The sequence below is a fragment of the Methylobacterium sp. 1030 genome, assembly GCF_040544715.1.
In the GTDB taxonomy this organism is placed as follows: domain Bacteria; phylum Pseudomonadota; class Alphaproteobacteria; order Rhizobiales; family Beijerinckiaceae; genus Methylobacterium.
The window spans coordinates 159467-184376 of record NZ_JBEPKM010000014.1; the positions used below are offsets into that span (position 1 = coordinate 159467).

The window sequence follows — 24910 nt, forward strand, 5'->3', positions numbered from 1 at the left end:
CGCCGTGAAACCGGTCACCCGATCCGACGAACCGGCCGCTCACCCGAGCCGGAAGGCGGCAGCGCCGCGGACGCCATCCCGGCCGAGACCGGGTCGGCACCGGCCGCCTTCGAGGCGCCCGCCTTCGCCGGAAGGACGGTCGGGATCGGGCCGGTGGAGGTCGACGCCGCGGACGCGACCGAGGCCGAGGACGCGGCCTGGGCCGACGCGGAGGTCGACGCGGGTGTCGGCGACGGGACCGGAGCAGTCGCGGCGGCGGGGGACACGGTCGGAGGCGACACGGGGACCGATGAGGCGAGCGGTCTGGCGCCCGGCGCCGCGGCGTTCGGGGCCGCCGGCACGAGGGCCGGGCCGGCGGCGTCCGCCTCCGGCTCCACCGCGGGCGCGGCACCGAGTGTGTTCGGGGGCTCGCGCCACGCGAAGGCGTCGAGGCGCCCGGTCACCGGCGAGACCGGCGCCCAGGTATCGGTGGCGATGCCGTCGGCGATCCACACGCGGTCGCGCGGGGCGCGGGCGGCCCGGGCCAGCCACTCGCGGGCCTGACCGGAAGCGGCCCCGTGCTCGGCCTCCTCGATGGCCGCCATCATCAGGCAGGCCCGGGCGGTCGGACGGTCGGAGAGCAGGGGCTTCACGGCCTCGCGGGCCCGCTTGTAGTCCCGCGCGTCGAGGGCGGCCTGGCCCAGGGCGAGGCGGGATTCGGGGTCCCAGACCGACAGCTTCGCCAGGACTTCGGCGCGGGCGAGGCGGTCGCGGACCGAATCGCCGGGACGCAGGCCCAGATAGACCTTCGCGAGGTCGGGATGGGGATTGGCCTTCCAGGCCGCCTCGACGATCCGGGCGGCCTTCTTGACGTCGCCGCGACGGGCGAGGAGGCGGCCGGCGATGCAGGCCGCCGGCACGAGGTCGGGGGCGAGCTTGACCGCCTGCAGGGCCCGCTCCGCGGCGATTTCCGGCTCGCCGGCCTCGCGCTCGCCGGCGATGGCGGTGAGGAGCACCGCCCGCTGGCGTCGGGCCGCGGCCTTGTCGATCAGTCCGAGGGACGAGCGGCGCTCGATCGTCTCCAGGGCGGCTGCCCAGTCGCCGTCGGCGCTCTGCGCCTCCAGAAGGGCCTCGTTGGCCCAAGTCACGCTCGGGGCGAGGCGGGCGGCCTCGGTGGCGTAGGCGCGGGCGGCCGTCTCGTCCTCGCGGCGCCGGGCCTCGACGAACAGGCCGCGCAGGCCCAGGACCCGGGTCTCGGGATCGTCGACCATGCGCTGGAAGGCGCTCTCGGCCGCGTCCCGGTCGCCGGAGATCTGCGCCGCCTGCGCCTTCAGCAGCAGGGTCAGCGGCTCGGTGCCGAGGAGCCGCTCGGCGTCGCCCGCGAAGCGGCGGGCCGCCAGGGGATCGCCCGAGCCCACCGCCACCATGCCGCGGGAGAGGGCCGAGAGGCCCTTGGCCCGGCGCCGCTCGGCCGAGCCGCGGACCAGGGCCTCGGGCAGGCCAATGACACCGCGCACGATCGCCCAGAGGACGCCCAGGACGATCGCCGCCGCGATCACGCCGACGAGGGCGACCGCGAGGCTGGTGCCGATCTGGTAGCCGTTCCAGACGACGGTGACGGTGCCGGGCCTGTCGGCGATCCAGACCGCCCCGAAGGCGGCGAGTGCGAGCAGGGCCAGGAAGGCGAGGGCGCGCCACATGGGGTCAGTATCTCCTGTCGGCGGCCGGCTGGCGGCCGTCGCGGGGTGCGGGAGGAGCGGGGCGCCTGCGCGCCCGCTCGGAGATGGTGCGGCCGCGCAGCGCGCGGATCGGGGCCCTCACCGGCCTAGCGCCCGGGGGCGGCCTGGGCCGGCTGGGCGGCGCCGACCGGCAGGGCCTTGAAGGCGCCGTCGAGCAGCGCGCGCACGGCCTGCTCGGCCTCGGCCCGGGCCTTGAGCTTGGCGCCGAAATCTCCGGCCTGCTCCCGGGCCTCGGCCGGGAGCGCCGCGAAGGCCGCCGAGGCCGCCGGCAGGTCGCCGCGGTCGAGGGCCGCCTGGACCTTGCTCTCCGGATCGTCCGCGGCCTCGGGAGCGGGTGCGTCGGCCTTGCGGATCTGCACGAGACCGTCGGCCATGCTGAGGAGCTTGGTGCGGAAATCGCCGGTCTCGGCCGCGCTCTTGGCCCGCTGCGCCTGCCGCTTGGCCGCGATCCGCTCGGCGATCGGCCGGAACGTGTCGGCAAGATCCCCAGCCGAGGGAGCACCGCCGTCGGCGAAGGGCGCCAGGGCCTTGGCCTGCGCGTCGGTCCCCGGATCGAGCTTGCGCAGGGTCGCGAGCGGCTCGGCGTAGCTCGTCCCGGATTCCAGGGCGGCCGCCACGCGGTCGGCGACGACGACCCGGAGCGCCGCCTGGACGGTGCTGGCCTCGGCGCGCTGCGCGACGCTCTTGTCCAGGGCGGCGATCTGGTCGGCCTGCTCCTGCAGCCGCCGGTCGACCGCCTTCGCGGCCTCCGCGGCCTGGGCCTGTCCGGCCTCGGCGGCGGTGCGGCTCGCCTGGGTCGCCGCCTGGACCGCCTCGGTCGCGGCCTTCACCCGCGCGTCGACGGCCTGCTGCAGCGCGTCAAGGCGCTGCCCCAGGGCCGCGTCGGCCTCGGCGTTCGCCTTGGTCTTCTGCTCCACCTCGCTCTGCAGCGCCGCGACCTTCCGGGCGGCCTCCTCGGCCGCGCCCTTGTTGGCGCCGCCATCCTCCACCGCCTTCAAGCGGGTCTCGAGGTCGGCGATCTGCTTCGCGTTGTCCTGGACCACGCCGAGCTTCGAATCGGCCGGCTGGTCGCGACCGGGCTCCTGACCCGGCTCCTCCTGCAGGGCCGCGACGCGCTGGTCGAGGCTGTCGAGGCGGGCGACGAGATCCGGCGGCACGGCGGGGGCCTGACCGGAGGCCTGACCGGAGGCCTGACCGGCCGCTTGCCCGTCGGCGGTGGACGCGGGCGCCGCACCGGACTTGTCCAGGGCCTGCTTGGCGCTCGCCTCGGCGGCGGCGACGCGCTTGTCGAGCGCCGTCACGGCATCGCGCGGAGCCAGCCCGTCGAGACGCTTGTCGAGGGACGCGAGCTGGCTGGAGAGCCTCTGGTCCAGGGCGCTCAGGCGCGGGTCGGGACCGATCCCGGCCTTCTCGGCGCCGAACAGCAGGCCGGCGCCGATCACGCCGCCGAGCAGCCCCGCGGCCGCGAGCGAGCCGAACCCGGCCCGGGCCCGACCGGCGGGCGCGGCGGCGCTCCTGCTGGGATCGACGGCGGCCACCGCGGGGATCGGGCCTTTCGGCGGCTCCTTGCCGTCCCTGGAGGCGTCCTTGGAAGCGTCCTTGCCCGGCTCCTTGCCGGCGGCCGGCGGATCCGGGATGCGCTTGGCCTTCAGGTCGATGATCGGGCCGGCCGTCACCGCGCTGGCCGCTGCCGGGCCCGCGGCGCCGGGTGCGGGTCCGCCCGGACGGGGACCGCCCTGCGTTCCGGTTCCGGGCTGCGCGGCCTTCGGATCGATCTTCGCGCCGGACATCCCGGACGCGGCGGTGGAGGCCGTCGACGACGACGAGGCGGACGCTCCGGTCCTGCCGTCGGAGGCCGAGGACGCGGCGCCCGCCGTCACGGGATCGGGCTTCGCACCGGCCGACTGGGCGGCCGGGCCGGTCGACGGCTTCAGGCTGTCGGCCCCGGAGGCCAGCTTGCCGGCGTCGGCCTTCGGATCGGTCGTGCCGGGCTTGGCGGTCACGACCGGGTCGGTCGCCGGCCTGGGCGGCGTTCCGGACGCGGATCCCTGCGGCCCCCGCACGCCGCCGGCGGCGGTGGAGGAGGTGGAGGCCGACATCGAGGCCGACGTGGACGCGGACGTCGAGGCCGACGCGGAGGCTGTGGACGCCGACGTCGCGGCCGGTCGGGACGCGCCACCGGGCGGGCTGGACTGCCCGGGCTTGCCGGGCGCGGCGTCCGGCTTCCGGCCGCCGGGGCCGGGCTTGTCGGCGTCGCTGGGTGGTGGCGTCACGGGCAAGTCCTCCAACTCTTCGGCGTCGCCGCGCCCCCCTAGCACCGCGGCGGCGCCGGGCGCGAGGGCGAGATACGGCGGCCCGGCCTCCCTGTCACCGCGCGGTTAGCCCGGTCGCCCTGCCAGGGCGTCGAGCAGGTCCGCTTCGCGCGGGCGTGCCGCGACGAAATGGACCGGAACACCGGCCGCTTCCAGGGGTGCCGCAACATCCGGCGATAGGCAGTAATGCCTCAGCCGGCGGAAAGCTCCGCCGTGCTCCGATCCATCCGCGAGGGCAAGAGCGACGGCGGCGCTGCGCCGGGAATAGTGAAGGGTCGCCTCGAGGCGGTTCTCGGCGAGTTCGCGGCCGACCGCCGGCGGCAGGCGGTCCAGCGGTTCGGCCCGGTACGCCACGAAGGCCGTGACCCGGAATCCGGCGGCCGTGAGCGTCGCCGCCGGTTCCGGCTTGCGCTCGGCTCCCGTCGCGTGGAGGAGCGGCTGGCCGGGCGGCAGCGTCGCCGCCACCAGGCCGGCGAGGCCCGCGGCGTCGCCGGGCCCCTCCCGGACGGGGCCGAGACCGGCCGCGCGAGCCAGGGCGGCCGTCCGAGCGCCGACGGCGAAGACCGGGAGGCCGCGCAGGGCCGGGGCGTCGCGGATCGCCGGAACCGCGTTGGCGCTGGTCAGCAGCAGCGCGGCGAAGGGTCCCATGGGCGGGGCCGCCGCGGTCGGTCGCACGGCCAGGACGGGCGCCACGAGCGGCGCATGGCCGAGTTCGGCCAGGGCCGCCCCGGTCCGCGTCGCTCCCGGCTCGGGCCGCGCCACCCAGATCCGCAAGGGCTAGGTCTCCAGCGTCAGGCGGACGCCGTGGCGCGCCGCGGCGCCCGGGGCGAGCAGGCGCTGCGAATCGCGCGCGGCGAGGTCGCCCGCGAAGTCCGACCAGTCGGCGTAGCCGGTCCAGCACTCCAGCGACAGGAAGGGTGCGGTCGGCTTGGTCCAGACCGCCAGGTGGGGGAAATCCGCCATCTCCATGCGGATCGATCGTCCGGGGCCGGTGAAGCGCATCCAGCGGCTGCGGGCGTTCCGGAACACGAAGGCCTCGGTGAAGAGCGCCGGATCGAGGGGCAGCGTGTCCCCGGCGAGGGGGATCGGCTGCTCGTCGCGCAGCAGCAGGCCGCCCGGGCCGACCTGGGGGGCGAAGGGCCGCTCCGCCTCCTCGAAGGCGACCGCGTAGCCGCCGTCGCGGGCGCGGGTGCCGCCCGCGAAGGGCCACGGGAAGGCCGGGTGGAAGCCGAGGGCGTAGGGCAGGGGGACGGCGCCGGGATTGGCGACGGTCACGTCGAGGTCGAGCCCCGCGGGGCGGACCCGCGCGGCGATGTCGAGCCGGAACGCGAACGGGTAGTGCGCCCGCGTCTCGGGCCCGTCGGTCAGGCGCAGGGTCACCGCGTCGGCGCTCAGGTCGACCACCGCGAAGGGCAGGTCCCGGGCGAAGCCGTGCTGGGCCATCGGGTAGCGCTCGGACCCGACCGTCACGTGCCCGCCCGCCGAGGCGCCGACCACCGGGAAGAGCCAGGGTGCGTGGCGGTTCCAGTGCTCGGGATCGCCGCTCCAGAGATACTCGGTCCCGCCGACCCGCCACGAGACCGGCTCGGCCCCGTCGGTCGCGAGCGTCGCGGTGGTGCCGTCCGATGCGGTCAGCTCGATGCGCGTGGTCACGGTGCTCTCCCGGTCTGCCTCGGTGAGCCGAGGTAACGGAGGCGGGGCCGGACGCAAGGCCCCGGCGCGCGGTTGCTCAGGCCGCCGTTCCGAGCCCCGGCAGGACCGCCTCGGGCGGCCCGGAAGCGACGATCCGGCCGGCCTCCAGGACGTGGACCGCGTCGGCGCCCTCCAGGGTCGAGAGGCGGTGGGCGATCAGGATCAGCGTCCGCCGGCCCGAGAGGGCGCGCAGCGCCCGCATCACGGCCGCCTGCGTCTCGTCGTCGAGGGCCGAGGTCGCTTCGTCGAAGACGATGACGTCCGGGTCGTGGTAGAGGGCCCGGGCGATGCCGACGCGCTGACGCTGGCCGCCGGAGAGCCGCGCCCCGCGCTCGCCGACCCGCTCCGCGTAGCCGTGGGGCAGGGCCGCGACGAAGTCGTGGGCGCCGGCGAGCCGCGCCGCCCGCTCGACGGCGGCGAGGTCCGGCGCGTCGAGGCCGAGCGCGATGTTCTCCGCCACGGTCCCGTCCACTAGGAACACCTCCTGCGGGACGTAGCCGATCCGGTTCTGCCAGGCGGGCAGGGTGTCGGCATCGAGGGCCCGGCCGTCCACGGTGATCCGCCCGGCGGTCGGGCTCAGGACGCCGAGGATCAGGCCCGCGAGCGTCGACTTGCCCGAGCCGGTGCGCCCGGCGAAGCCGACCGTGGCGTTGACCGGGATCGTCAGGTCGATCCCCGCGAGGGCCGGACGGCCGGTGCCGTAGTCGAAGCCGAGGCCCTCGAGCCGGATCGCCCGCGCGAAGGGCAGACGCTCCGCGGTGCGGGGCCGGGGCTCGCGCTCGTCGGCGAGCTCGTCGACGATCACCCGCACCGCCGGCAGGGTGAAGCGCATCAGCGCCACCGAGGTGAAGATGTTCTGGAAGGCCGGCAGCATGCGGTAGCCCGCGAAGGCGAACAGGCCGAGCAGCGGCAGGATGCCGGCGACGTCGAGCCCCTGGGCGAGCGCGAACAGCACCACCACGATCACCCCGCCGAAGGCCAGGGCCTCGATGACGAAGCGCGGCATCTGGCCGGTGAGCTGGCTCGCCGCGGTGGCGAGGGCGTAGGCCCGGGCCGGGGCGTCGAACCGCGACGCGAACGCCTCCGCGCGCCCGTAGAGCTTCAGCTCGGTGAGCGCCCCGAAGGTCTCCTGCACGATCCGGAAGCGGGCCTCGTTGTCGGCGACGGTGCGGCCGCCCAGCCGGGCCAGCCGGGCGCGCATCACCAGGTAGATCCCGACATAGAGGCCGCCGAAGCCGCCCCCCAGGATCAGCGCGAGCTGCGGCGCGTAGGCCAGCAGGAACGCGATCACCGCGAGCGCCGAGCTCGCCCGCGAGGCGAGCACCGTGGCGGGGGTCAGCGCGCCGATCACCAGCCGGTCGGTCTCGGACAGCACGTTCTTGGCGAGCTCGGCGCTGTTGGCTTTCGCGAAGAACAGCCGCTCCCGGTCGAGGTAGCGGAACAGCAGCCGCCGGCTGAGGCTGTAGCCGGCCAGGTGCGTGAACCGGAGCTGCGCGTAGGTCAGCCCGGCATTCACCAGCGCGGTGACGAGGATCGCCGCGAGCGCGGCCCCGCCGGTCACCAGCAGGAAGCCGCGCTCGTCGGTCAGGCCGAGGGCGCTCCGGGCCTGGGCCAGATAGGGGATCCGGGTTGCCGCCGACGGGTCCCCGACCAGCGTCAGGAACGGGATCACCGAGGCGACGCCCACCACCTCGAGCAGCGCCGCCGCCGCGAGGCCGAGGGCGATCAGGGCGAGCCGGCGCCGGTCGGCCGACCGCATGGCGCGGACGAGGTCGATCAGCGCGCGCATGGCATCGCGGGGTCTGGCGGGACGGCTCGCATGGTCGGGCCGGGCTTAAGCGCGCCGTCCCGGCCTGTCCACGCCGGGCTCAGTCGAGCTTCTTCAGGGAGCCCAGGTCGACCTCGCCGTCCTGGCCGGTGAAGGTCAGGGTCTTGGCCGCCCCGTCCGCCTGCGCGACGCCGCCGATCCGGTGGTCGCCGCTGTCGTAGGTCGAGACCTGCCCGTCGCGGTCGACGAGGAGGCGGCGCTTGTCCGGGAAGAACGCGTACCTCATCCCGTTCTGCGCGCCGCTGGTCGCGGGCTCGCCGAGATCCTTCGGCCACCAGGGCTCCGCGCCCTTCATCGGTTTCATGGGCTCCATGGGCTCCATGGGCTTCATGGGTTCCATCGGCTTCATCGGCTCCACGGCGCGCACCTCCTGTCCGGCGAGAGACAGGAGGACGCGGCAGGCGTGGAAGGGTTGCACGCGGGCCCGCCCGCCCGGGCCCGGCTCAGAGCGGCGGCAGCCCCGGCGCCGGGCGCTCCCGCACCTGGCCGTCGAAGCCGACATGGAGCTGGTGCTCGCGGCCGTCCCGGTCCTTCGCGGCCACCTCGAAATGGCGCGGCCCGCGGCCCGTGACCCGCACGTCGCCGTAGCCCGCCGCCTGGAGCGAGGCGGTCAGGGCGGCCATGTCGGGCTTCGGCCCGAGACCGAGCCGGTCCTTGGCCCAGTCCAGGCTGCCGGTCGGAGGGCCGCCGGCCGGCCCGAGCAGCAGCGTGCGCCCGTCCCCGTGGGTCAGGACCCGGGCGTGCAGGAAGCCGGTCTCGAAGCGGCCCTGCACCGTCACGGTCTCGCCCTTGGCGACGAGGCCGCCGCCCTCGCCCTCGCGGCCCGTCTCCACGAGGGCCCGCCCGGTCCCGTCCTGCACCACGAACTTGTTGCCGAAGATTTCCGCGACCTCGCCCTTGATGGCGGTCGCGCCGGAGGGGGCCAGGGCCTGGATCGCCACCGGCGCGACCGGCGTCGGCTGGAACGGCGTTCCCTGCGCCAGGGACAGGCCGACGGCGCCCAGGGCCAGCGGCAGCGCCACCGCGCCCACCACCCAGGTCCGCCGCGGCACCGCCCGCGACGCCGGCTTGGCGGCCTCGGTCTCGCGGACTTCCCGCGCGGTCCCGTCGATGGTCTTGTCGTCGCTCATGATCTCATCCTCTGGAGGGTCCGGATCGGCTCGATCCGATGCCCCTTCCTAGGGAGGCGCCGGCAATCCGGTCTGAACCGCGCGGTTCAGGCCCGGTTAAACGCGCCGCCCTAGAGCGCTCCGTGTGGAACCCGTGCGGGTTCAGAGGCTTGGCAGCGGGCGTTGATGCGGGCCGACAGGTCGGCGCCCGGGCGGCCGTCCCGGGAGCCGACGTAAGACCACGGCCCTAAGTGCCGGCGGCAGCGGGCGAAACCGGCCGGCCGCCGCGGTCCAGACGGGGAGGTGAGACCGGTGAAGATCCTGCTGGTGGAGGACGACGCCGCCCTCGCGGCGGAGGTCGCCAAGGTCCTGCGCGCCGAGAACTTCGTGCTCGACCACGCCGCCACCGGCGAGGACGCCCAGCATCTCGGCGAGACCGAGGGCTACGACGCCGTCGTGCTGGATCTCGGCCTGCCGAAGGGCGACGGCGTCTCGGTGCTGCGGGCCTGGCGCGGGGCCGGCCGGACCCTGCCGGTGCTGGTGCTCACCGCCCGGGACGGCTGGAGCGACAAGGTCGCGGCCTTCAAGGCGGGGGCGGACGACTATCTCGTGAAGCCGGTGCGCGTGGAGGAGTTGGTGATCCGCCTCCGCGCCCTCGTGCGCCGGTCCCAGGGCGGGGGCGCGAGCCGGATCACCTGCGGTCCCCTCAGCTTCGATCCGGGTCTCGGCGCCTTCGAGCACGAGGGCCTGCCGCTCAAGCTCACCGGCCTGGAATGGCGGGTCCTGTCCTGCCTGATGCTGAACCGCGAGACCGTGGTGCCGCGCCCGCACCTGATCGAGCGGGTCTACGAGGGCGACGCCGACGTCGATTCGAACTCCGTCGAGGTGATCATCACGCGCCTGCGCCGGAAGATCGCGCCTGCGCGGATCGAGAGCGTGCGCGGCCACGGCTACCGCCTGCACGCGGAGCCCGCCTGATGGCGGCGACGGCGCGGCGCCGCTCGCTCCGCACACGACTGCTCGCGTCGGCCCTGGTGCTGGTGCTGGCGGCCCTGGTGGTGGCGGGCCTCGCCATCGGGGTGATCCTGCACCGCTTCGTGCGCGGGCAGCTCGACGGCCGGCTCGACGCGCAGATCGTCGCGCTGCGGGCCGGGCTCGAGGCCGGGATCCTCCCGCAGGGGCTCGACGCGCCGCCCTTCGACCGGCCCGGCCCCGGCTGGGCCTGGGAGGTGCGCCGTGGCGCCGAGACGATCCGATCCGGCTCCCTGCGGGGCGGGGACATCCGCCTGTCCGATCCCGGACCGGACGACGATCCGGGCCGGCCGCACCCGGCCTCGGGCACGGGGCCGCGCGGCCAGCCCCTCGTCGCCCGCGTGCTGGCCGTGCCCGGGCCCGAGCCGGCGACGATCGTGGTGGCGGCGCCGGAGGGGGAGCTGCGCGGGCCGCTGCGCGAGGCGCTGACGAGCCTCGCCCTGGCGCTCGGCATCCTCGGCCTGTGCCTGCTCGCGGGCCTGGCCTTCCAGGTGCGCCTGGGCCTCGCGCCGCTGACGCGCCTGCGCGCGGACCTCGCGTCGGTCCGGGCGGGGCGGCACGAGCGCGTGCCGGCGGACCAGCCGGCCGAGATCGCGCCGATGGTGGCGGAACTCAACGCGCTCCTCGACCAGAACGCGCAGAACCTGGAACGCGCCCGCGGCCACGTCGCCAACCTCGCCCACGCCCTCAAGACGCCGCTCGCCACCCTGTCGATGGCCCTCGCCGAGCCCGCCCGCGACCCGGACGGCGCCCTGCGCCGGCAGGTGGACGACATGGACCGGCGGGTGCGCCATCACCTCCGGCGCGCCCGGGCCGCGGCCCTGGCGGGCTCGGCCCGGGGCCGCACGGCCCTGGCGCCCCGGCTGTCGGACCTGCGCGCGGCGCTGACGCGGATCCACGCCGAGAAGGGCGCGGCGATCGACCTCGACGTCCCGGAGACCCTGTCGGTCTCCTGCGAGGGCCAGGATCTCGACGAGATGCTCGGCAACCTCGTGGACAATGCCTGCCGCTGGTGCCGCGGCCGCGTGCGGGTCTCGGCGGCGGCGCGCGACGGCGCGGTGGCCGTAGTCGTGGAGGATGACGGACCCGGCCTCGACCCGGCGGCGGCCTCCGCCGTCATGACCCGGGGCCGGCGCCTCGACGAGGGCGTGCCGGGCCACGGCTTCGGGCTGCCGATCACCCTGGAGCTCGCCGAGCTGTACGGCGGCGGCCTGAGCCTCGGGCGGTCGGATCTCGGCGGCCTGCGGGCGGAGCTGCGGCTGCCGGCCTGACCGGGCCCCTCAGCCCAGCGCCTCCCGGAGGATCGGCCGGATCCGCGGGTCGGCGCAGTGGGCCACGTTGAAGCGCATGTAGCCGTTCCACGCATCCGACAGGCTGAACGAGGTCCCGGGCGCCAGCACCATGCCGCGTGCCAGCGCCCGGCGGGCGACGTCGGCCCCGTCGCGCCCGTCGGGCAGCCGCATCCACAGGAAGAAGCCGCCCCGGGGCTGCGCCCAGGTCTCGAGGCCGCAGGCGCGCAGCTCCGCGGAGGCCTGCACCATCGCGCCGGCGAGCCGGCGGCGGGTCTCGGCGAGGTGCCGCCGGTAGGCGCCCTCGGTGATCAGCGCGTGCACCAGCGCGGCCGTGATGTGGCCGTTGCCGAGGCTGAGGGCGAGCTTGAGATCGACCAGCGGCTCGACCCAGTCGGCCCGGAGCGCGATCCAGCCGCAGCGCGCGGCCGCCGACAGGGTCTTGGAGAAGCTGCCGATCTGGATCACGCGCTCCAGCCCGTCGAAGCCGGCGAGCCGCGGGGCGGCCTCGGGCTCGAGGTCGCCGAAGATCTCGTCCTCGACGATGAGCGTGTCGTGCGCCTCGCACAGCTTGAGGAGCCGGTGCGCAACGGTCGGCGCGAGGCTCGCCCCGGTCGGGTTCTGGAGGGCGGCGTTGGTCAGGTAGAAGCGCGGCCGGTGCTGCTCCAGCAGGGTCGCGAGCGCCTGCAGGTCCGGCCCCTCCGGCGTGATCGGCACGCCGACCACCGCCACGCGCTGCGCGCGCAGCAGCGCCAGGAAGTTGAAGTAGCAGGGATCGTCGACCAGCACGGTGTCGCCGGGCTGGAGCAGGAACCGGCAGACGAGGTCCAGCGCCTGCGTGGCCGATTCGACCAGCACGATCTGGTCGGGCTCGGCGCCGACGCCCTTCTCGCCGACCTTGCGGGCGATCTGGTGGCGCAGGGGCTCGTAGCCCAGGGGCCGGTCATAGTTGGTCATCTCGGCGAGGTCGGCCCGGGCCACCCGGCGCAGGCCCCGGCGGATCGCCTCGTGGGGCATCCAGGAATCGGGCAGCCAGCCGGCCCCGGGCTTCAGCTGGTCGGAGCCGGCCTGCTGCGCCTGCCGGGTGATCCAGAGCGGGTCGACGATCCGGTCGAGCCGCGGCCCCATCGCCTGGAGCGAGAGCGGCCGGGTCTTGCCGGCGACGTAGAAGCCCGAGCCCGGCCGCGGCACCACGGCGCCCTCGGCGGCGAGGCGCTCGTAGGCCTCCACGACGGTGGATTTCGAGACGCCCATCGTCTCCGCGAAGGCCCGGACCGAGGGGATCCGCACGCCCGGGACCAGCCGCCGCGCCGCGATCCGCTCGCGAATCTCGCAGACCACGGCCTCGACGCGCGTCCCTGAGCTTCTGACTGCGACCGCCATCCGTACTGCTCTTTCGTCCGGACAATTCTTCCGAACCGTACCGAAGTGTTCCTGTCGCCGCCAGCCCCCGCCCGCCAGGATCGCGACGCCCCGGAACGATGGAGGAGGGGATCCATGACTCAGTGCCTGACAGAAACCGCCGCCCTGGAAACCCGGATCGGATCCCGGATCGGATCCCGGATCAGATCGCGCGGCGGATGGCTCGCCCGGATGGCCGGGCCCGTGCTGACGGTCGCCGCCGAGGTGCGCGCGGGCCTGACGCGGGCGGCGATGAACCGGCGCGTGCTCCAGCGCCTGTCGACCCTGTCGGACCGGGAACTGAAGGATATCGGCCTGACGCGGCAGGACGTGGCCGATGCCTGCGTGCCCGGCACGGGCGACGCGATCCACCTGCTGGTCGGCCGGCGCGACGAGCGACGCCATGCCCGAGCGGCCGTGCGGCCTTGGTGATGCGGTGGTGACGCGGCGGCGTGCGGCGTAGGGTGCGCGCATGACGCTGCGCGACGGGCTCGCCGCAATCCTGGTGGTCACGATCCTCGGGCTGGCCTTCGTGGCCATCAAGGTCGGCCTGGAGACGGTGCCGCCGCTGATGCTGTGCGCCCTGCGCTTCGGCTTCGCGGCGCTGCCGGCGGCGCTGGTGATCCGGCCGCCCCGGGCCCCCGTCGCCCTGGTGGCGGGGTTCGGCCTCGCCCTCGGGGTCGGCCAGTTCGGGCTGCTCATGACGGCGATCCGCCTCGGCATGCCGGCCGGGCTGTCGTCGCTCCTGATCCAGGTCCAGGTCCCGTTCACCGTGGCGCTCGCCTGGGCCCTGCAGGGGGAGCGCCCGCGCCGACGACAGATCCTGGGCGGCAGCATCGCGCTCCTCGGCGTCGCCGCGGTGGCGCTCGGGCGGGGCGGAGGCGCCCCGCTCGGCCCGCTGATCCTCGTCGTCGGCGCGGCCCTGTCCTGGGCCAGCGCGAACGTCGTCGCGAAGCGGATCGGCCGGGTCGACCGCCTGGCGCTGATGGTCTGGAGCAGCCTCGCCACCACGCCGCCCCTGCTCATCCTATCGCTGATCGTCGAGGGGCCCGGGGCGCTCACGGCGCTGGCGCATCCGAGCTGGGGGGCGATCGGATCGGTCGCGTTCCAGGCCTACCCGACGACGCTCCTCGCCTTCGGCCTCTGGAACGGGCTCCTGACCCGCTACCCGGCGGCTGCCGTGACCCCCTTCGCCCTGCTGGTGCCGGTGGCCGGCATCCTGAGCACGCATCTCGTCCTGGGCGAACCGCTGAGCGCCGACATCCTGGCCGGGGGAGGCCTGATCCTGACGGGTATCGCCCTCAGCCTGCGCGGGACGCGGCCGGGCGCGGTCGCTCCGCCGAGTCCTGCCCCCGAATCGTCGAAGGTGGCCTGACCGCACGGCCGAGCCATCACCCGTCCCGCTCGGGCAGGCGCGACTGCCCGTCGGCACGGTGCACCGCGAGACGAATTCTGATGGTGATATCGGGGGGACGTGGCGCGGGCGACGGGGCTCGAACCCGCGACCTCCGGCGTGACAGGCCGGCACTCTAACCAACTGAGCTACGCCCGCACGGCGTGGTCGCTTCGAAGGGGCGTTTCGCCCGGCGACGGGGCGGGGTTTATGGGGCGCCCGGTGCCCTGTCAAGCGCGTCCCGCACGGATTCGCATCCGCCTCGATCCGCGACCGCCGCCGCAGGCATACCAGCCACCCGACTCGGGCCTGCGCGCTTCCGTCGTGTTGCGCCGGCGCCGCGCAAGCCCATCTCGGACATGACCGACAGGACGACCGACAGGACGGCTGACAGCGCGCTTTGTGCGACGCGACAAGCCATTGTCACGGGCCGGCGGCTCGACTAAGCCTCCGGCCGCGCGCATCCTGGCATAAGAACAATTCCACGGGCGGATCCGGGTCGGCGTCGCACCGCGGTTTCACTCGTCTCGCGAGGCCCTGGCATGACCGGATTGTTGGCGGATTACCTGCCGCTCATCGTGTTCATCGGCGTGGCGCTGTTCATCGCCACGGCGCTCCTGGTCGTGCCGTTCCTGGTGGCCTTCAAGAGCCCCGATCCCGAGAAGCTCTCGGCCTACGAGTGCGGCTTCAACGCGTTCGACGACGCCCGCATGAAGTTCGACGTGCGCTTCTACCTCGTCGCCATCTTGTTCATCATCTTCGACCTCGAGGTCGCGTTCCTCTTCCCCTGGGCGATCACCTTCGGGGACCTGGGCTGGTTCGGCTTCTGGTCGATGATCGTCTTCCTGGGCGTGCTGACCGTCGGTTTCGTCTACGAGTGGCGCAAGGGCGCCCTCGAATGGGATTAATCTCCCGCCGCTCGCCGCCCGCACCGAATTCTTGAGTCGCCGATGGCCCTGATCACCGACACCAACCGCGCCCCCGCGATCGCGCCCCAGCCGAAGGGGATCATCGATCCCAACACCGGCCGCCCGATCGGCGCGGACGACCCGACCTTCCTGTCGATCAGCGACGAGCTCGCCGACCGGGGCTTCCTGCTCACCACCACGGACGAGCTGATCAACTGGGCCCGCACGGGCTCGCTGATGTGGATGACCTTCGGTCTCGCCTGCTGCGCGGTCGAGATGATGCAGATGTCGATGCCGCGCTACGATTGCGAGCGATTCGGCTTCGCACCCCGCGGCTCGCCGCGCCAGTCCGACGTGATGATCGTCGCCGGCACACTCACCAACAAGATGGCCCCGGCTCTGCGCAAGGTCTACGACCAGATGCCGGAGCCGCGCTACGTCATCTCCATGGGCTCCTGCGCCAACGGCGGCGGCTACTACCACTATTCCTACTCGGTGGTGCGCGGCTGCGACCGGGTGGTGCCGGTGGACATCTACGTGCCCGGCTGCCCGCCCACCGCCGAGGCGCTGCTCTACGGCGTGCTGCTGCTGCAGAAGAAGATCCGCCGGACCGGCACGATCGAGCGCTGAGGAGCGGCCATGACGAACGGCATCTCGATCCTGCCCCACACCCAGCCGGTCTACGGCGACGACGCCGTCACGGCCCTGGCCGAGCGCGTCGTCGGCGCCCTCGGCCCGGCGGTGGTGTCCCACGCCATCGCGTTCGGCGAGCTGACGCTGGTGATCCAGGCCTCCGACATCGTCTACGCGCTCACCTACCTGCGCGACGATCCGGCCTGCGCGTTCCGCAACTTCATCGACATTTGCGGCGTGGACTACCCGCAGCGCGAGAAGCGCTTCGACGTGGTCTACCACCTCCTCTCCCTGCGCCATAACCTGCGCATCCGGGTCAAGGTGCAGACCGACGAGGTGACGCCGGTCCCCTCGGTGATCGAGGTCTTCCCGGCGGCCAACTGGTACGAGCGCGAGACCTACGACCTCTACGGGATCCTGTTCTCGGGCCATCCCGACCTGCGCCGCCTGCTCACCGATTACGGCTTCGAGGGGCACCCCCTGCGCAAGGACTTCCCGCTCACCGGCTTCGTCGAGGTCCGCTACGACCAAGACCAGGCGCGGGTCGTCTACGAGCCGGTGCAGCTGACGCAGGAATTCCGGAACTTCGACTTCTTGTCCCCGTGGGAAGGCACCGACTACGTGCTCCCCGGCGACGAGAAGACGTCGGCTTGAGCCGCGGAGACCGTCCGTGACCGAACACAACATCCGCAACTTCGCGATCAACTTCGGCCCGCAGCACCCGGCGGCGCACGGCGTGCTGCGCCTCGTGCTGGAACTCGACGGCGAGGTGGTCGAGCGGGTCGACCCGCATATCGGGCTGCTCCACCGCGGCACCGAGAAGCTGATCGAGTACAAGACCTACCTGCAGGCGACGCCCTATTTCGACCGGCTCGACTACGTGTCGCCGATGAACCAGGAGCACGCCTTCTGCCTGGCGATCGAGAAGCTCGCCGGGATCGAGGTGCCGCGCCGCGCGCAGCTGATCCGCGTGCTGTTCTGCGAGATCGGCCGCCTGCTGTCGCACCTGCTCAACGTCACCACGCAGGCGATGGACGTCGGCGCCCTCACGCCCCCGCTCTGGGGTTTCGAGGAGCGCGAGAAGCTGATGATCTTCTACGAGCGGGCCTCCGGCGCCCGGCTCCACGCCAACTACTTCCGGCCCGGCGGCGTCCACCAGGACCTTCCGCCGAAGCTCATCGACGACATCGACGCGTTCTGCGACCCGTTCCTGCAGGTCGTGCAGGACCTCGACGACCTCGTCATGGCCAACCGCATCTTCAAGCAGCGCAACGTCGATATCGGCATCGTGTCGGTCGACGAGGCGATGGAGTGGGGCTTCTCGGGCGTGATGGTGCGCGGCTCCGGCATCCCGTGGGACCTGCGCAAGGCGCAGCCCTACGAGTGCTACGAGGAGATGGAGTTCGACATCCCCGTCGGGAAGAACGGCGACACCTACGATCGCCAGGTGATCCGCATGGAGGAGATGCGCCAGTCGGTGCGCATCATGAAGCAGTGCGTCGCCAAGCTGCGCGAGCCCGCCGGCCAGGGGCCGATCGCCTCCGTCGACGGCAAGTTCGCGCCGCCGCCGCGCCGGGAGATGAAGCGCTCGATGGAGGCGCTCATCCACCACTTCAAGCTCTACACCGAGGGCTTCCACGTGCCCGAGGGCGAGGTCTACGCCGCGGTCGAGGCGCCGAAGGGCGAGTTCGGCGTGTACCTGGTGTCCGACGGGACCAACAAGCCGTATCGCTGCAAGATCCGCGCGCCGGGCTTCGCGCACCTGCAGGCGATGGACTGGATGTGCCGCGGGCACCTCTTAGCCGACGTGTCCTGCGTGCTCGGCACGCTCGACATCGTGTTCGGCGAAGTGGATCGGTAAGACAGAAGCGATGGCAAACCGCAGACTCGCCCCGGCCTCGGAGCAGCCCGAGAGCTTCGCGTTCTCCCCTGAGAATGCCGAGTGGGCCAAGACCCAGATCGCCAAGTACCCCGAAGGCCGCCAGGCCTCGGCGGTGATCTCGCTCCTGTGGCGGGCGCAGGAGCAGAACGGCGGCTGGCTGCCGCGGGCGGCCATCGAGGCGGTGGCGGCCGAGCTCGGCATGCCGAACATCCGCGTGCTGGAGGTCGCGACCTTCTACACGATGTTCGCCCTCGAGCCCGTGGGCCGCTTCTGGATCCAGGTCTGCGGCACGGTCCCGTGCGATTCCTGCGGCGCGCGGGGCCTCAAGGAGATGCTCCAGGCCCGTCTGGGCCCGGCCGGACACGTCTCGGCCGACGGCAATTTCTCGTGGCTCGAGGTCGAGTGCCTCGGCGCCTGCTGCAACGCGCCGATGGTGCAGATCAACCAGGATTACTACGAGGACCTGACGCCCGAGTCCCTCGGCCAGCTGATGGACGACCTCGCCGCCGGCCGGCCCGTGAAGGTCGGCTCGCAGACCGGGCGCGTCTCGTCCGAGCCCCGGGACGCCGTGAACACCCTCACCGACCCGACGCTGTTCGACGGCTCGCGGGTCGGCGCGTGGCGCAAGCGCTTCGAGGAGGCCGGCAAGGCGGAGGAACCGGCCGCCCAGACCGGTGAAGCCGCGTCCAGCACGCAGCAGGCCGCCGAGAACCCGAAGCCGGCCCGGCCCGACGCCGGCCGCCCGGTCGAGCGTCCCGTGAGCGACGCTCCGGCCCAGCGCGCCGCCAACGGCGAGAGCCCGGTGAAGCCCGAGGATCGCGCCGACGCGGCCGAGCGCGGCCGCTCCACCGCCAAGCACGGCGCCGCCCGGCCGGGCGACGCGGACGTGCTCGACACGCCGGCCAAGCGCGTCGCCGAGGGCGAGCCCGCCGCCGGCGAGCAGGGCCACCAGGCGGTGCCGAACCGCGACGCCGTCCCGCAGCAGCCGGAGGCCTCCGGCGCCAGCGAGGGCGAGGTGGCGGCCGAGACCGAGGAGGCGCGCATCGCCGGCGCGCTCGCGGCCCTGCCGAAGGACGCGAGCCCCGAGCAGAAGGCCGACGCCGTGGGCAAGCGGCCGCCGGGGCTGGAGGCCGCCCGCGCCGGCAAGCCGGACGAGCTGACGCGCATCAAGGGCATCGGCCCGGGTAACAGCCAGCGCCTGAACGGGCTCGGCATCTACCATTTCGACCAGATCGCCGCCTGGTCCCGCGACGAGATCGCCTGGGTCGGCACCTACCTCGCGTTCCCGGGTCGCATCGACCGGGAGAACTGGGTGGGGCAGGCCAAGGCCCTGTCGGCGCCGGCTCAGTGAGGACCTGACATGCTGTCGGATCAGGATCGCATCTTCACCAATCTCTACGGCCTGCACTCGCCGGGCCTGGAGGCCGCCAAGAAGCGCGGCGCGTGGGACGGGACCAAGTTCCTGCTGGAGCAGGGCCGCGACTGGATCATCGAGGAGATGAAGGCCTCGGGCCTGCGCGGCCGCGGCGGCGCGGGCTTCCCCACCGGCCTCAAATGGTCGTTCATGCCCAAGAAGTCCGACGGGCGCCCGCACTATCTCGTGGTCAACGCCGACGAGTCGGAGCCGGGCACCTGCAAGGACCGGGAGATCATGCGGCACGACCCGCATCTCCTGATCGAGGGCTGCATGCTGGCCTGCTTCGCGATGAACGCGCATGCCTGCTACATCTACATCCGCGGTGAGTACGTCGCCGAGAAGCACGCCCTCCAGAAGGCCGTGGACGAGGCCTACGCGGCCCGCCTCGTCGGCCAGTCGAACGTCCACGACTACCCGTTCGACATCTACGTCCACCACGGCGCCGGCGCCTATATCTGCGGCGAGGAGACGGCGCTCATCGAGAGCCTCGAGGGCAAGAAGGGCATGCCGCGGCTGAAGCCGCCGTTCCCGGCCAATATGGGCCTCTACGGCTGCCCCACGACCGTGAACAACGTCGAGTCGATCGCGGTCGCCGGCACGATCCTGCGCCGGGGCGGCGCGTGGTTCGCCGGCCTCGGCGGCAAGAACAACACCGGCACCAAGCTCTTCTGCGTCTCCGGGCACGTCAACAAGCCGTGCAACGTCGAGGAGGAGCTCGGCATCACCTTCCGCGAGCTCATCGACCGCCATTGCGGCGGCATGCGCGGCGGCTGGGACAACCTGCTGTGCTCGATCCCGGGCGGCTCGTCGGTGCCGCTGGTGCCGGCCGAGCAGATCGTCGACGCCAAGATGGACTTCGACACCCTGCGCAACCTGGGCTCCGGCCTCGGCACCGCGGCGGTGATCGTGCTCGACAAGTCCACCGACATCGTCGCGGCGATCACCCGGATCTCGTACTTCTACAAGCACGAGTCCTGCGGCCAGTGCACGCCCTGCCGCGAGGGCACAGGCTGGATGTGGCGGGTCATGCAGCGCATGACCGAGGGCCGCGCGCAGAAGCGCGAGATCGACATGCTGTTCGAGGTCACCAAGCAGATCGAGGGGCACACGATCTGCGCGCTGGGCGACGCCGCGGCCTGGCCGATCCAGGGCCTGATCCGGCACTTCCGCCCCGAGATCGAGAAGCGCATCGACCGCTACACCGCCAACCCGCACAGCGAGCCTGTGCCGATGGCCGCCGAGTAAGGGCGCTATGCCGGTGTCCAACCCACAGCCTCATCCTGAGGTGCCTGCGTCAGCGGGCCTCGAAGGAGTCCTCCAGAGATCGCGAGGCCGGCTGGACATCTCCTTCGAGGCTCGGCTGCGCCTCGCACCTCAGGATGAGGGCGTGGGTGGGATGCGGCCTCGCGCGTTTGGGCCAGTTTACGAGACGATCCGATGACAAAAATCCTCGTCGACGGCACCGAGGTCGACGTCCCCGCCGATTACACGCTGCTCCAGGCCTGCGAGGCCGCGGGGGCCGAGATCCCGCGCTTCTGCTTCCACGAGCGCCTGTCGATCGCCGGCAATTGCCGCATGTGCCTCGTCGAGCTGAAGGGCGCGCCGAAGCCGGTGGCCTCCTGCGCCTACGCGGTGAAGGATTGCCGCCCCGGCCCGAACGGCGAGCCGCCTGAGGTGCTGACGCGCTCGCAGGGCACCAAGAAGGCCCGCGAGGGGGTGATGGAGTTCCTCCTCATCAACCACCCGCTCGACTGCCCGATCTGCGACCAGGGCGGCCACTGCGACCTGCAGGACCAGGCCATGGCCTACGGGGTCGATTCGACCCGCTACACGGAGAACAAGCGCGCGGTCGAGGAGAAGCATATCGGCCCGCTGGTGCGGACCGCGATGAACCGCTGCATCCACTGCACCCGCTGCGTGCGCTTCCTCGCCGAGGTGGCGGGCGTGCCCGACCTCGGCGCCATCGGCCGCGGCGAGGACATGGAGATCACGAGCTACCTCGAGCAGTCGATGGCCTCGGAGCTGCAGGGCAACGTGGCCGACCTCTGCCCCGTGGGCGCCCTCGTGCACCGGCCGCAGAGCTACAACGTCCGCCCGTGGGAGCTGAACAAGACCGAGTCGGTCGACGTGATGGACGCGGTCGGCTCGTCGATCCGCATCGACACACGCGGCCGCGAGGTCATGCAGATCGAGCCGCGGATCAGCGAGGAGATCAACGAGGAGTGGATCTCCGACAAGACGCGCTACCACATCGATGGGCTGCGCATGCAGCGCCTCGACCGGCCGTACCTCCGCGAGAACGGCCGGTTGCGGCCCGCCTCCTGGGGTGAGGCGTTCCAGGCCATCGCCGCGAAGGTGAAGGGCACGGATCCGAAGCGCGTCGGCGCGGTCGTCGGCGACCTCGCGGGCGTCGAGGAGATCTTCGCACTCCGCGAGCTGGTCAGGAGCCTCGGCTCGCCGAACCTCGACTGCCGCCAGACCGATGCCGGCCTCGACCCGGCGCTCGGCCGCGCCTCCTACATCTTCAACCCGACCATCCCGGGCATCGAGGCGGCGGACGCGATCCTGATCGTCGGCGCCAACCCGCGCACCGAGGCCTCGCTGCTGAACGTCCGTATCCGCAAGCGCTGGCGCATGGCCCCGCTGGCGGTGGGCGTGATCGGCGAGCCGGTCGACCTGACCTACCCGAGCCACTACATCGGCGCCGGCCCCGACTCACTCGCGGCGCTCGCCCGCGGCGAGCACAGCTTCCTCGAGATCCTCAAGGAGGCGAAGGCGCCGCTCGTCATCGTCGGCGCCAATGCGGCGCCGGGCATCCTGGCCGCTGCCGCCTCCCTCGCGAAGGAGATCGGCGCGGTCTCGGCCGAGGGGAACGGCTTCGGCGTGCTGCACACGGCCGCGGCCCGGGTCGGCGCGCTCGATCTCGGCTTCGTGCCGGGGGAGGGCGGCCTGACCTTCACGCAGATGCTGGAGCCGGGCGCGCTCGACGTCCTGTTCAACCTCGGCGCCGACGAGCGCGACGTCGCCCCGGGCGCCTTCGTGGTCTACCAGGGCAGCCACGGCGACCGCGGCGCCGCCCGCGCCGACGTGATCCTGCCGGGGGCCGCCTACAGCGAGAAGTCGGCGACCTGGGTGAACACCGAGGGCCGGGTCCAGATGGGCAACCGCGCCGCCTTCCCGCCGGGCGACGCCCGCGAGGACTGGGCGATCCTGCGCGCGCTCTCGGACGTGCTGGGCAAGCGCCTGCCGTTCGACTCGCTGACCGCGCTGCGCCGCGCGCTCTACGCCGCCCACCCGCATCTGGCGGCGGTCGGCGCCGTCGAGCCGGGCAACGTGACCGAGGCGGTCGACCGGCTCGCCGGCCTCGGCGGCACCGCGACCGGTCCGGCCTTCGCGTCGCCCGTGACCGACTTCTACCTCACCAACCCGATCGCCCGCGCCTCGCGGATCCTCGCGGAGTGCTCGCGCCTCGCCCGGGAGCGCGCCGCCGAGGCGCAGCCCCTCGCGGCGGCCGAGTAGGAGCTCAAGACCGATGACGCCGCTCGAAATCCTCGGGACCGTGCTCCTGATCGTGCTGAAGAGCTTCGTGCTGCTCTCGGCACTCCTCGTCTTCATCGCCTACGCGCTGCTCGCCGACCGCAAGATCTGGGCGGCGGTGCAGCTCCGCCGCGGCCCGAACGTGGTCGGGCCGTTCGGCCTGTTCCAGTCCTTTGCCGACCTGATCAAGTTCGTGATCAAGGAGCCGGTGATCCCGGCGGGCGCCAACAAGGCGATCTACCTGCTGGCGCCGCTGGTCTTCGCGATGCTCGCCCTGTCGAGCTGGGCGGTGATCCCGCTCGCGGACGGCTGGGCGATCGCCGACATCAATGTCGGCATCACCTACATCTTCGCGATCTCGTCGCTCGGCGTGTACGGCGTCATCATGGGCGGATGGGCGTCGAACTCGAAATACGCCTTCCTCGGCGCCCTCCGCTCCGCGGCCCAGATGATCTCCTACGAGGTCTCGCTCGGCTTCGTGATCATCTGCGTGCTGCTCTGCGCCGGCTCGCTCAACCTCTCGCGCATCGTGATGGCGCAGGACACCAGCCTCGGCCTGTTCGGCTGGTACTGGCTGTGGCTGTTCCCGATGTTCGTGGTGTTCTTCGTCTCGGCGCTCGCCGAGACCAACCGCCCGCCCTTCGACCTGCCGGAGGCGGAGTCGGAGCTCGTGGCCGGCTACATGGTCGAGTACTCCTCGACGCCGTACCTGCTGTTCATGCTCGGCGAGTACGTCGCCATCATGAGCATGTGCGCCCTCGGGACCATCCTGTTCCTGGGCGGCTGGCTGTCCCCGATCCCGTTCGCGCCCTTCACCTGGGTGCCGGGCGTGATCTGGTTCACCCTGAAGGCCAGCTTCCTGTTCTTCCTGTTCGCGATGGTGAAGTCCATCGTGCCCCGCTACCGCTACGACCAGCTCATGCGTCTCGGCTGGAAGGTCTTCCTGCCGATCTCCCTGATCTCGGTCGTCGTCGTCGCCTTCGTGCTCAAGCTGACCGGCCTCGCGCCGAGCGCCTGAGCCCCCCTTCGCATCGGAGATCCGGGCATGAAGCTCGATCAGGTCGCCAAGAGCCTCCTCCTGAAGGAGTTCGTGTCCGGGATGATCCTCGGCATGCGCTACTTCTTCAAGCCGAAGGCCACGATCAACTACCCCTTCGAGATGGGCCATCGCGGTCCGCGCTTCCGGGGCGAGCACGCGCTGCGCCGCTACCCGAACGGCGAGGAGCGCTGCATCGCGTGCAAGCTCTGCGAGGCGATCTGCCCGGCGCAGGCGATCACCATCGAGGCGGGCCCCCGGCGCAACGACGGCACCCGCCGCACGACGCGCTACGACATCGACATGGTGAAGTGCATCTACTGCGGCATGTGCCAGGAGGCCTGCCCGGTGGACGCCATCGTGGAAGGGCCGAACTTCGAGTTCTCGGTGGAGACCCGCGAGGAGCTCCTCTACGACAAGCAGAAGCTCCTGCTGAACGGTGACCGCTGGGAGCGCGAGATCGCCCGCAACATCGCGATGGACGCGCCGTATCGCTGAGCCGTCGTCCCGGGCACCGGTCGCCGGTGCCCGGCAGAAGATGACGCGAAAACAAGGCCCTAGAGCGTCGCACCGGTTCCCGGTTCCGGTGGGATGCTCTAGAGCCATGCCGGGGGCGCTGTTGTGCCCCCGTCGACCGGGTTCTATAGACGGGCCGCCCGCCGCGGACCGTCTCCACGCACGGCAGAAGGGGCCGCTCCGGCGGCCGATCCCGATCAGCGCATGACCGCAGCAGCCGCCTTCTTCTATCTGTTCGCGAGCATCACGGTCGCGTCGGGCTTCATGGTGATCGCCTCGCGCAATCCCGTCGCCTCGGTGCTGTTCCTGATCCTCGCCTTCGTGAACGCCGCCGGACTGTTCGTCCTGATGGGCGCCGAGTTCCTCGCGATGATCCTCGTGGTCGTCTACGTCGGCGCGGTCGCGGTGCTGTTCCTGTTCGTGGTGATGATGCTCGACGTCGATTTCGCCGAGCTGCGCCAGGGCTTCCAGCAGTATCTCCCGATCGGCGCCCTGATCGGCGCGATCTTCTTGGTCGAGATCCTGCTGGTCGTCGGCTCGTGGAGCATCGACCCGGGCCTCGTCCAGGCCCCGCTCGGCAACGTCGCCTCGGCCGAGAACCTCACCAATGCCCAGGCGCTGGGCCGCGTGATCTACACGGACTACGCCTACTTCTTCCAGCTCGCCGGCCTGATCCTGCTGGTCGCCATGATCGGCGCCATCGTGCTGACGCTGCGCGACCGGCCGGGCGTCAAGCGCCAGAACATCGCGGTCCAGAACGCCCGCACCCAGGCCATGGCGGTCGAGACCCGCAAGGTCCCCTCGCGCCAAGGTGTCGAGGTCTGATGCGCGCGCTGATGAGAGCCGGAGGAATCGAACGATGATCGGCCTGAGCCACTACCTCACCGTCGCGGCGATCCTGTTCACGCTCGGCGTGCTCGGCATCTTCATCAACCGCAAGAACATCATCGTCATCCTGATGTCGGTCGAGCTGATCCTGCTCTCGGTCAACATCAACCTCGTCGCCTTCTCGACGCAGCTGAACGACATCACCGGACAGGTCTTCGCCCTGTTCGTGCTGACCGTCGCGGCCGCCGAATCGGCGATCGGCCTCGCCATCCTGGTGGTGTTCTTCCGCAACCGCGGCTCGATCGCGGTGGAAGACGTCAGCATGATGAAGGGCTAGGGCCTTCCCCTTCGCGCGCCCCGAGTGACATCCGGACGCCGC

The 24910-nt window shown here is 72.6% G+C and carries 24 protein-coding genes and 1 tRNA gene; 16 read left to right on the forward strand and 9 right to left on the reverse strand.

Going from position 1 to position 24910, the window contains the following annotated elements; genetic code table 11:
* Positions 1 to 14: 14 nt before the first annotated feature.
* Together ABIC30_RS21070 and ABIC30_RS21075 are read right to left on the reverse strand one after the other, a co-directional pair.
* Positions 15 to 1679 carry a heme biosynthesis protein HemY gene (locus ABIC30_RS21070; RefSeq protein ID WP_354456060.1) on the reverse strand — a complete coding sequence of 555 codons (1665 nt, stop codon included), beginning with the start codon at positions 1677 to 1679 and terminating at the stop codon, positions 15 to 17.
* A 125-nt stretch (positions 1680 to 1804) separates the two neighbouring features.
* Complete coding sequence (locus tag ABIC30_RS21075; RefSeq protein ID WP_354456061.1) at positions 1805 to 3394, reverse strand: translation initiation factor 2; 1590 nt, start codon at positions 3392 to 3394, stop codon at positions 1805 to 1807.
* Between ABIC30_RS21075 and ABIC30_RS21080 the strand changes: the two genes are divergently transcribed.
* Positions 3360 to 4100 carry a hypothetical protein gene (locus ABIC30_RS21080; protein WP_354456062.1) on the forward strand — a complete coding sequence of 247 codons (741 nt, stop codon included), beginning with the start codon at positions 3360 to 3362 and terminating at the stop codon, positions 4098 to 4100. The genes ABIC30_RS21075 and ABIC30_RS21080 overlap by 35 nt on opposite strands.
* Here ABIC30_RS21080 and ABIC30_RS21085 read toward each other — a convergent pair.
* The 5 genes from ABIC30_RS21085 to ABIC30_RS21105 all read right to left on the reverse strand — a co-directional run bounded on the left by ABIC30_RS21085 (position 4097) and on the right by ABIC30_RS21105 (position 8680).
* Complete coding sequence (locus tag ABIC30_RS21085) at positions 4097 to 4804, reverse strand: uroporphyrinogen-III synthase (protein WP_354456063.1); 708 nt, start codon at positions 4802 to 4804, stop codon at positions 4097 to 4099. The genes ABIC30_RS21080 and ABIC30_RS21085 overlap by 4 nt on opposite strands.
* Positions 4805 to 4807: 3 nt before the next feature.
* Positions 4808 to 5683, reverse strand: coding sequence for an aldose 1-epimerase family protein (locus ABIC30_RS21090; RefSeq protein WP_354456064.1), 876 nt, complete (start codon positions 5681 to 5683; stop codon positions 4808 to 4810).
* A 76-nt stretch (positions 5684 to 5759) separates the two neighbouring features.
* Positions 5760 to 7511: an ABC transporter ATP-binding protein gene (locus tag ABIC30_RS21095; protein WP_354456065.1), complete on the reverse strand. Its 1752-nt coding sequence runs from the start codon at positions 7509 to 7511 to the stop codon at positions 5760 to 5762.
* 79 nt (positions 7512 to 7590) lie between these two features.
* Positions 7591 to 7968, reverse strand: coding sequence for a hypothetical protein (locus ABIC30_RS21100; protein ID WP_354456066.1), 378 nt, complete (start codon positions 7966 to 7968; stop codon positions 7591 to 7593).
* A gap of 25 nt (positions 7969 to 7993) precedes the next feature.
* Entirely contained in the window at positions 7994 to 8680 is a 687-nt protein-coding gene (locus ABIC30_RS21105; RefSeq protein ID WP_354456067.1) for a DNA-binding protein, read from the reverse strand.
* 291 nt (positions 8681 to 8971) lie between these two features.
* Between ABIC30_RS21105 and ABIC30_RS21110 the strand changes: the two genes are divergently transcribed.
* Complete coding sequence (locus ABIC30_RS21110; protein ID WP_020092230.1) at positions 8972 to 9637, forward strand: response regulator transcription factor; 666 nt, start codon at positions 8972 to 8974, stop codon at positions 9635 to 9637.
* Positions 9637 to 10962: a sensor histidine kinase gene (locus ABIC30_RS21115; RefSeq protein WP_354456068.1), complete on the forward strand. Its 1326-nt coding sequence runs from the start codon at positions 9637 to 9639 to the stop codon at positions 10960 to 10962. Before ABIC30_RS21110 ends, ABIC30_RS21115 begins: the two co-directional genes overlap by 1 nt.
* Before the next feature lie 9 nt (positions 10963 to 10971).
* Here the strand turns inward: ABIC30_RS21115 and ABIC30_RS21120 are convergent, their stop codons facing one another.
* Complete coding sequence (locus ABIC30_RS21120) at positions 10972 to 12363, reverse strand: aminotransferase-like domain-containing protein (protein WP_354456069.1); 1392 nt, start codon at positions 12361 to 12363, stop codon at positions 10972 to 10974.
* A gap of 210 nt (positions 12364 to 12573) precedes the next feature.
* Here ABIC30_RS21120 and ABIC30_RS21125 point away from each other — a divergent pair, with 210 nt between their 5' ends.
* Positions 12574 to 12813, forward strand: coding sequence for a DUF1127 domain-containing protein (locus tag ABIC30_RS21125; RefSeq protein WP_354456070.1), 240 nt, complete (start codon positions 12574 to 12576; stop codon positions 12811 to 12813).
* Positions 12814 to 12853: 40 nt separating this feature from the next.
* Positions 12854 to 13756 carry an EamA family transporter gene (locus tag ABIC30_RS21130; protein WP_091680297.1) on the forward strand — a complete coding sequence of 301 codons (903 nt, stop codon included), beginning with the start codon at positions 12854 to 12856 and terminating at the stop codon, positions 13754 to 13756.
* A 100-nt stretch (positions 13757 to 13856) separates the two neighbouring features.
* Here ABIC30_RS21130 and ABIC30_RS21135 read toward each other — a convergent pair.
* A tRNA-Asp gene (locus ABIC30_RS21135) sits at positions 13857 to 13933 on the reverse strand.
* A 383-nt stretch (positions 13934 to 14316) separates the two neighbouring features.
* Between ABIC30_RS21135 and ABIC30_RS21140 the strand changes: the two genes are divergently transcribed.
* The 11 genes from ABIC30_RS21140 to nuoK all read left to right on the forward strand — a co-directional run bounded on the left by ABIC30_RS21140 (position 14317) and on the right by nuoK (position 24868).
* Positions 14317 to 14682, forward strand: a complete 366-nt coding sequence (locus ABIC30_RS21140; protein WP_007560754.1) for an NADH-quinone oxidoreductase subunit A — start codon at positions 14317 to 14319, stop codon at positions 14680 to 14682.
* Between the two features lie 42 nt (positions 14683 to 14724).
* Positions 14725 to 15312 carry a NuoB/complex I 20 kDa subunit family protein gene (locus tag ABIC30_RS21145; RefSeq protein WP_010686017.1) on the forward strand — a complete coding sequence of 196 codons (588 nt, stop codon included), beginning with the start codon at positions 14725 to 14727 and terminating at the stop codon, positions 15310 to 15312.
* 9 nt (positions 15313 to 15321) lie between these two features.
* Positions 15322 to 15969, forward strand: coding sequence for an NADH-quinone oxidoreductase subunit C (locus tag ABIC30_RS21150; protein ID WP_354456071.1), 648 nt, complete (start codon positions 15322 to 15324; stop codon positions 15967 to 15969).
* Between the two features lie 16 nt (positions 15970 to 15985).
* On the forward strand, positions 15986 to 17176 hold the full coding sequence (locus ABIC30_RS21155; RefSeq protein ID WP_354456072.1) for an NADH-quinone oxidoreductase subunit D: 1191 nt from the start codon (positions 15986 to 15988) through the stop codon (positions 17174 to 17176).
* 10 nt (positions 17177 to 17186) lie between these two features.
* Positions 17187 to 18548, forward strand: a complete 1362-nt coding sequence (gene nuoE / locus ABIC30_RS21160) for an NADH-quinone oxidoreductase subunit NuoE (RefSeq protein WP_020092238.1) — start codon at positions 17187 to 17189, stop codon at positions 18546 to 18548.
* 9 nt (positions 18549 to 18557) lie between these two features.
* Complete coding sequence (gene nuoF, locus ABIC30_RS21165) at positions 18558 to 19859, forward strand: NADH-quinone oxidoreductase subunit NuoF (protein ID WP_012319032.1); 1302 nt, start codon at positions 18558 to 18560, stop codon at positions 19857 to 19859.
* A 192-nt stretch (positions 19860 to 20051) separates the two neighbouring features.
* A complete protein-coding gene (gene nuoG, locus ABIC30_RS21170) occupies positions 20052 to 22133 on the forward strand; it encodes an NADH-quinone oxidoreductase subunit NuoG (RefSeq protein WP_020092239.1) in 2082 nt (693 codons plus the stop codon).
* A gap of 13 nt (positions 22134 to 22146) precedes the next feature.
* Positions 22147 to 23169 (forward strand): NADH-quinone oxidoreductase subunit NuoH, encoded by a 1023-nt coding sequence (gene nuoH / locus ABIC30_RS21175; protein WP_354456073.1) that lies wholly within the window; start codon positions 22147 to 22149, stop codon positions 23167 to 23169.
* A gap of 27 nt (positions 23170 to 23196) precedes the next feature.
* Positions 23197 to 23685, forward strand: coding sequence for an NADH-quinone oxidoreductase subunit NuoI (gene nuoI, locus ABIC30_RS21180; protein WP_007560744.1), 489 nt, complete (start codon positions 23197 to 23199; stop codon positions 23683 to 23685).
* Positions 23686 to 23907: 222 nt separating this feature from the next.
* Entirely contained in the window at positions 23908 to 24528 is a 621-nt protein-coding gene (locus tag ABIC30_RS21185) for an NADH-quinone oxidoreductase subunit J (protein WP_020092241.1), read from the forward strand.
* 34 nt (positions 24529 to 24562) lie between these two features.
* Positions 24563 to 24868 carry an NADH-quinone oxidoreductase subunit NuoK gene (gene nuoK / locus ABIC30_RS21190; protein ID WP_010686008.1) on the forward strand — a complete coding sequence of 102 codons (306 nt, stop codon included), beginning with the start codon at positions 24563 to 24565 and terminating at the stop codon, positions 24866 to 24868.
* The last annotated feature ends 42 nt before the right edge of the window (positions 24869 to 24910 follow it).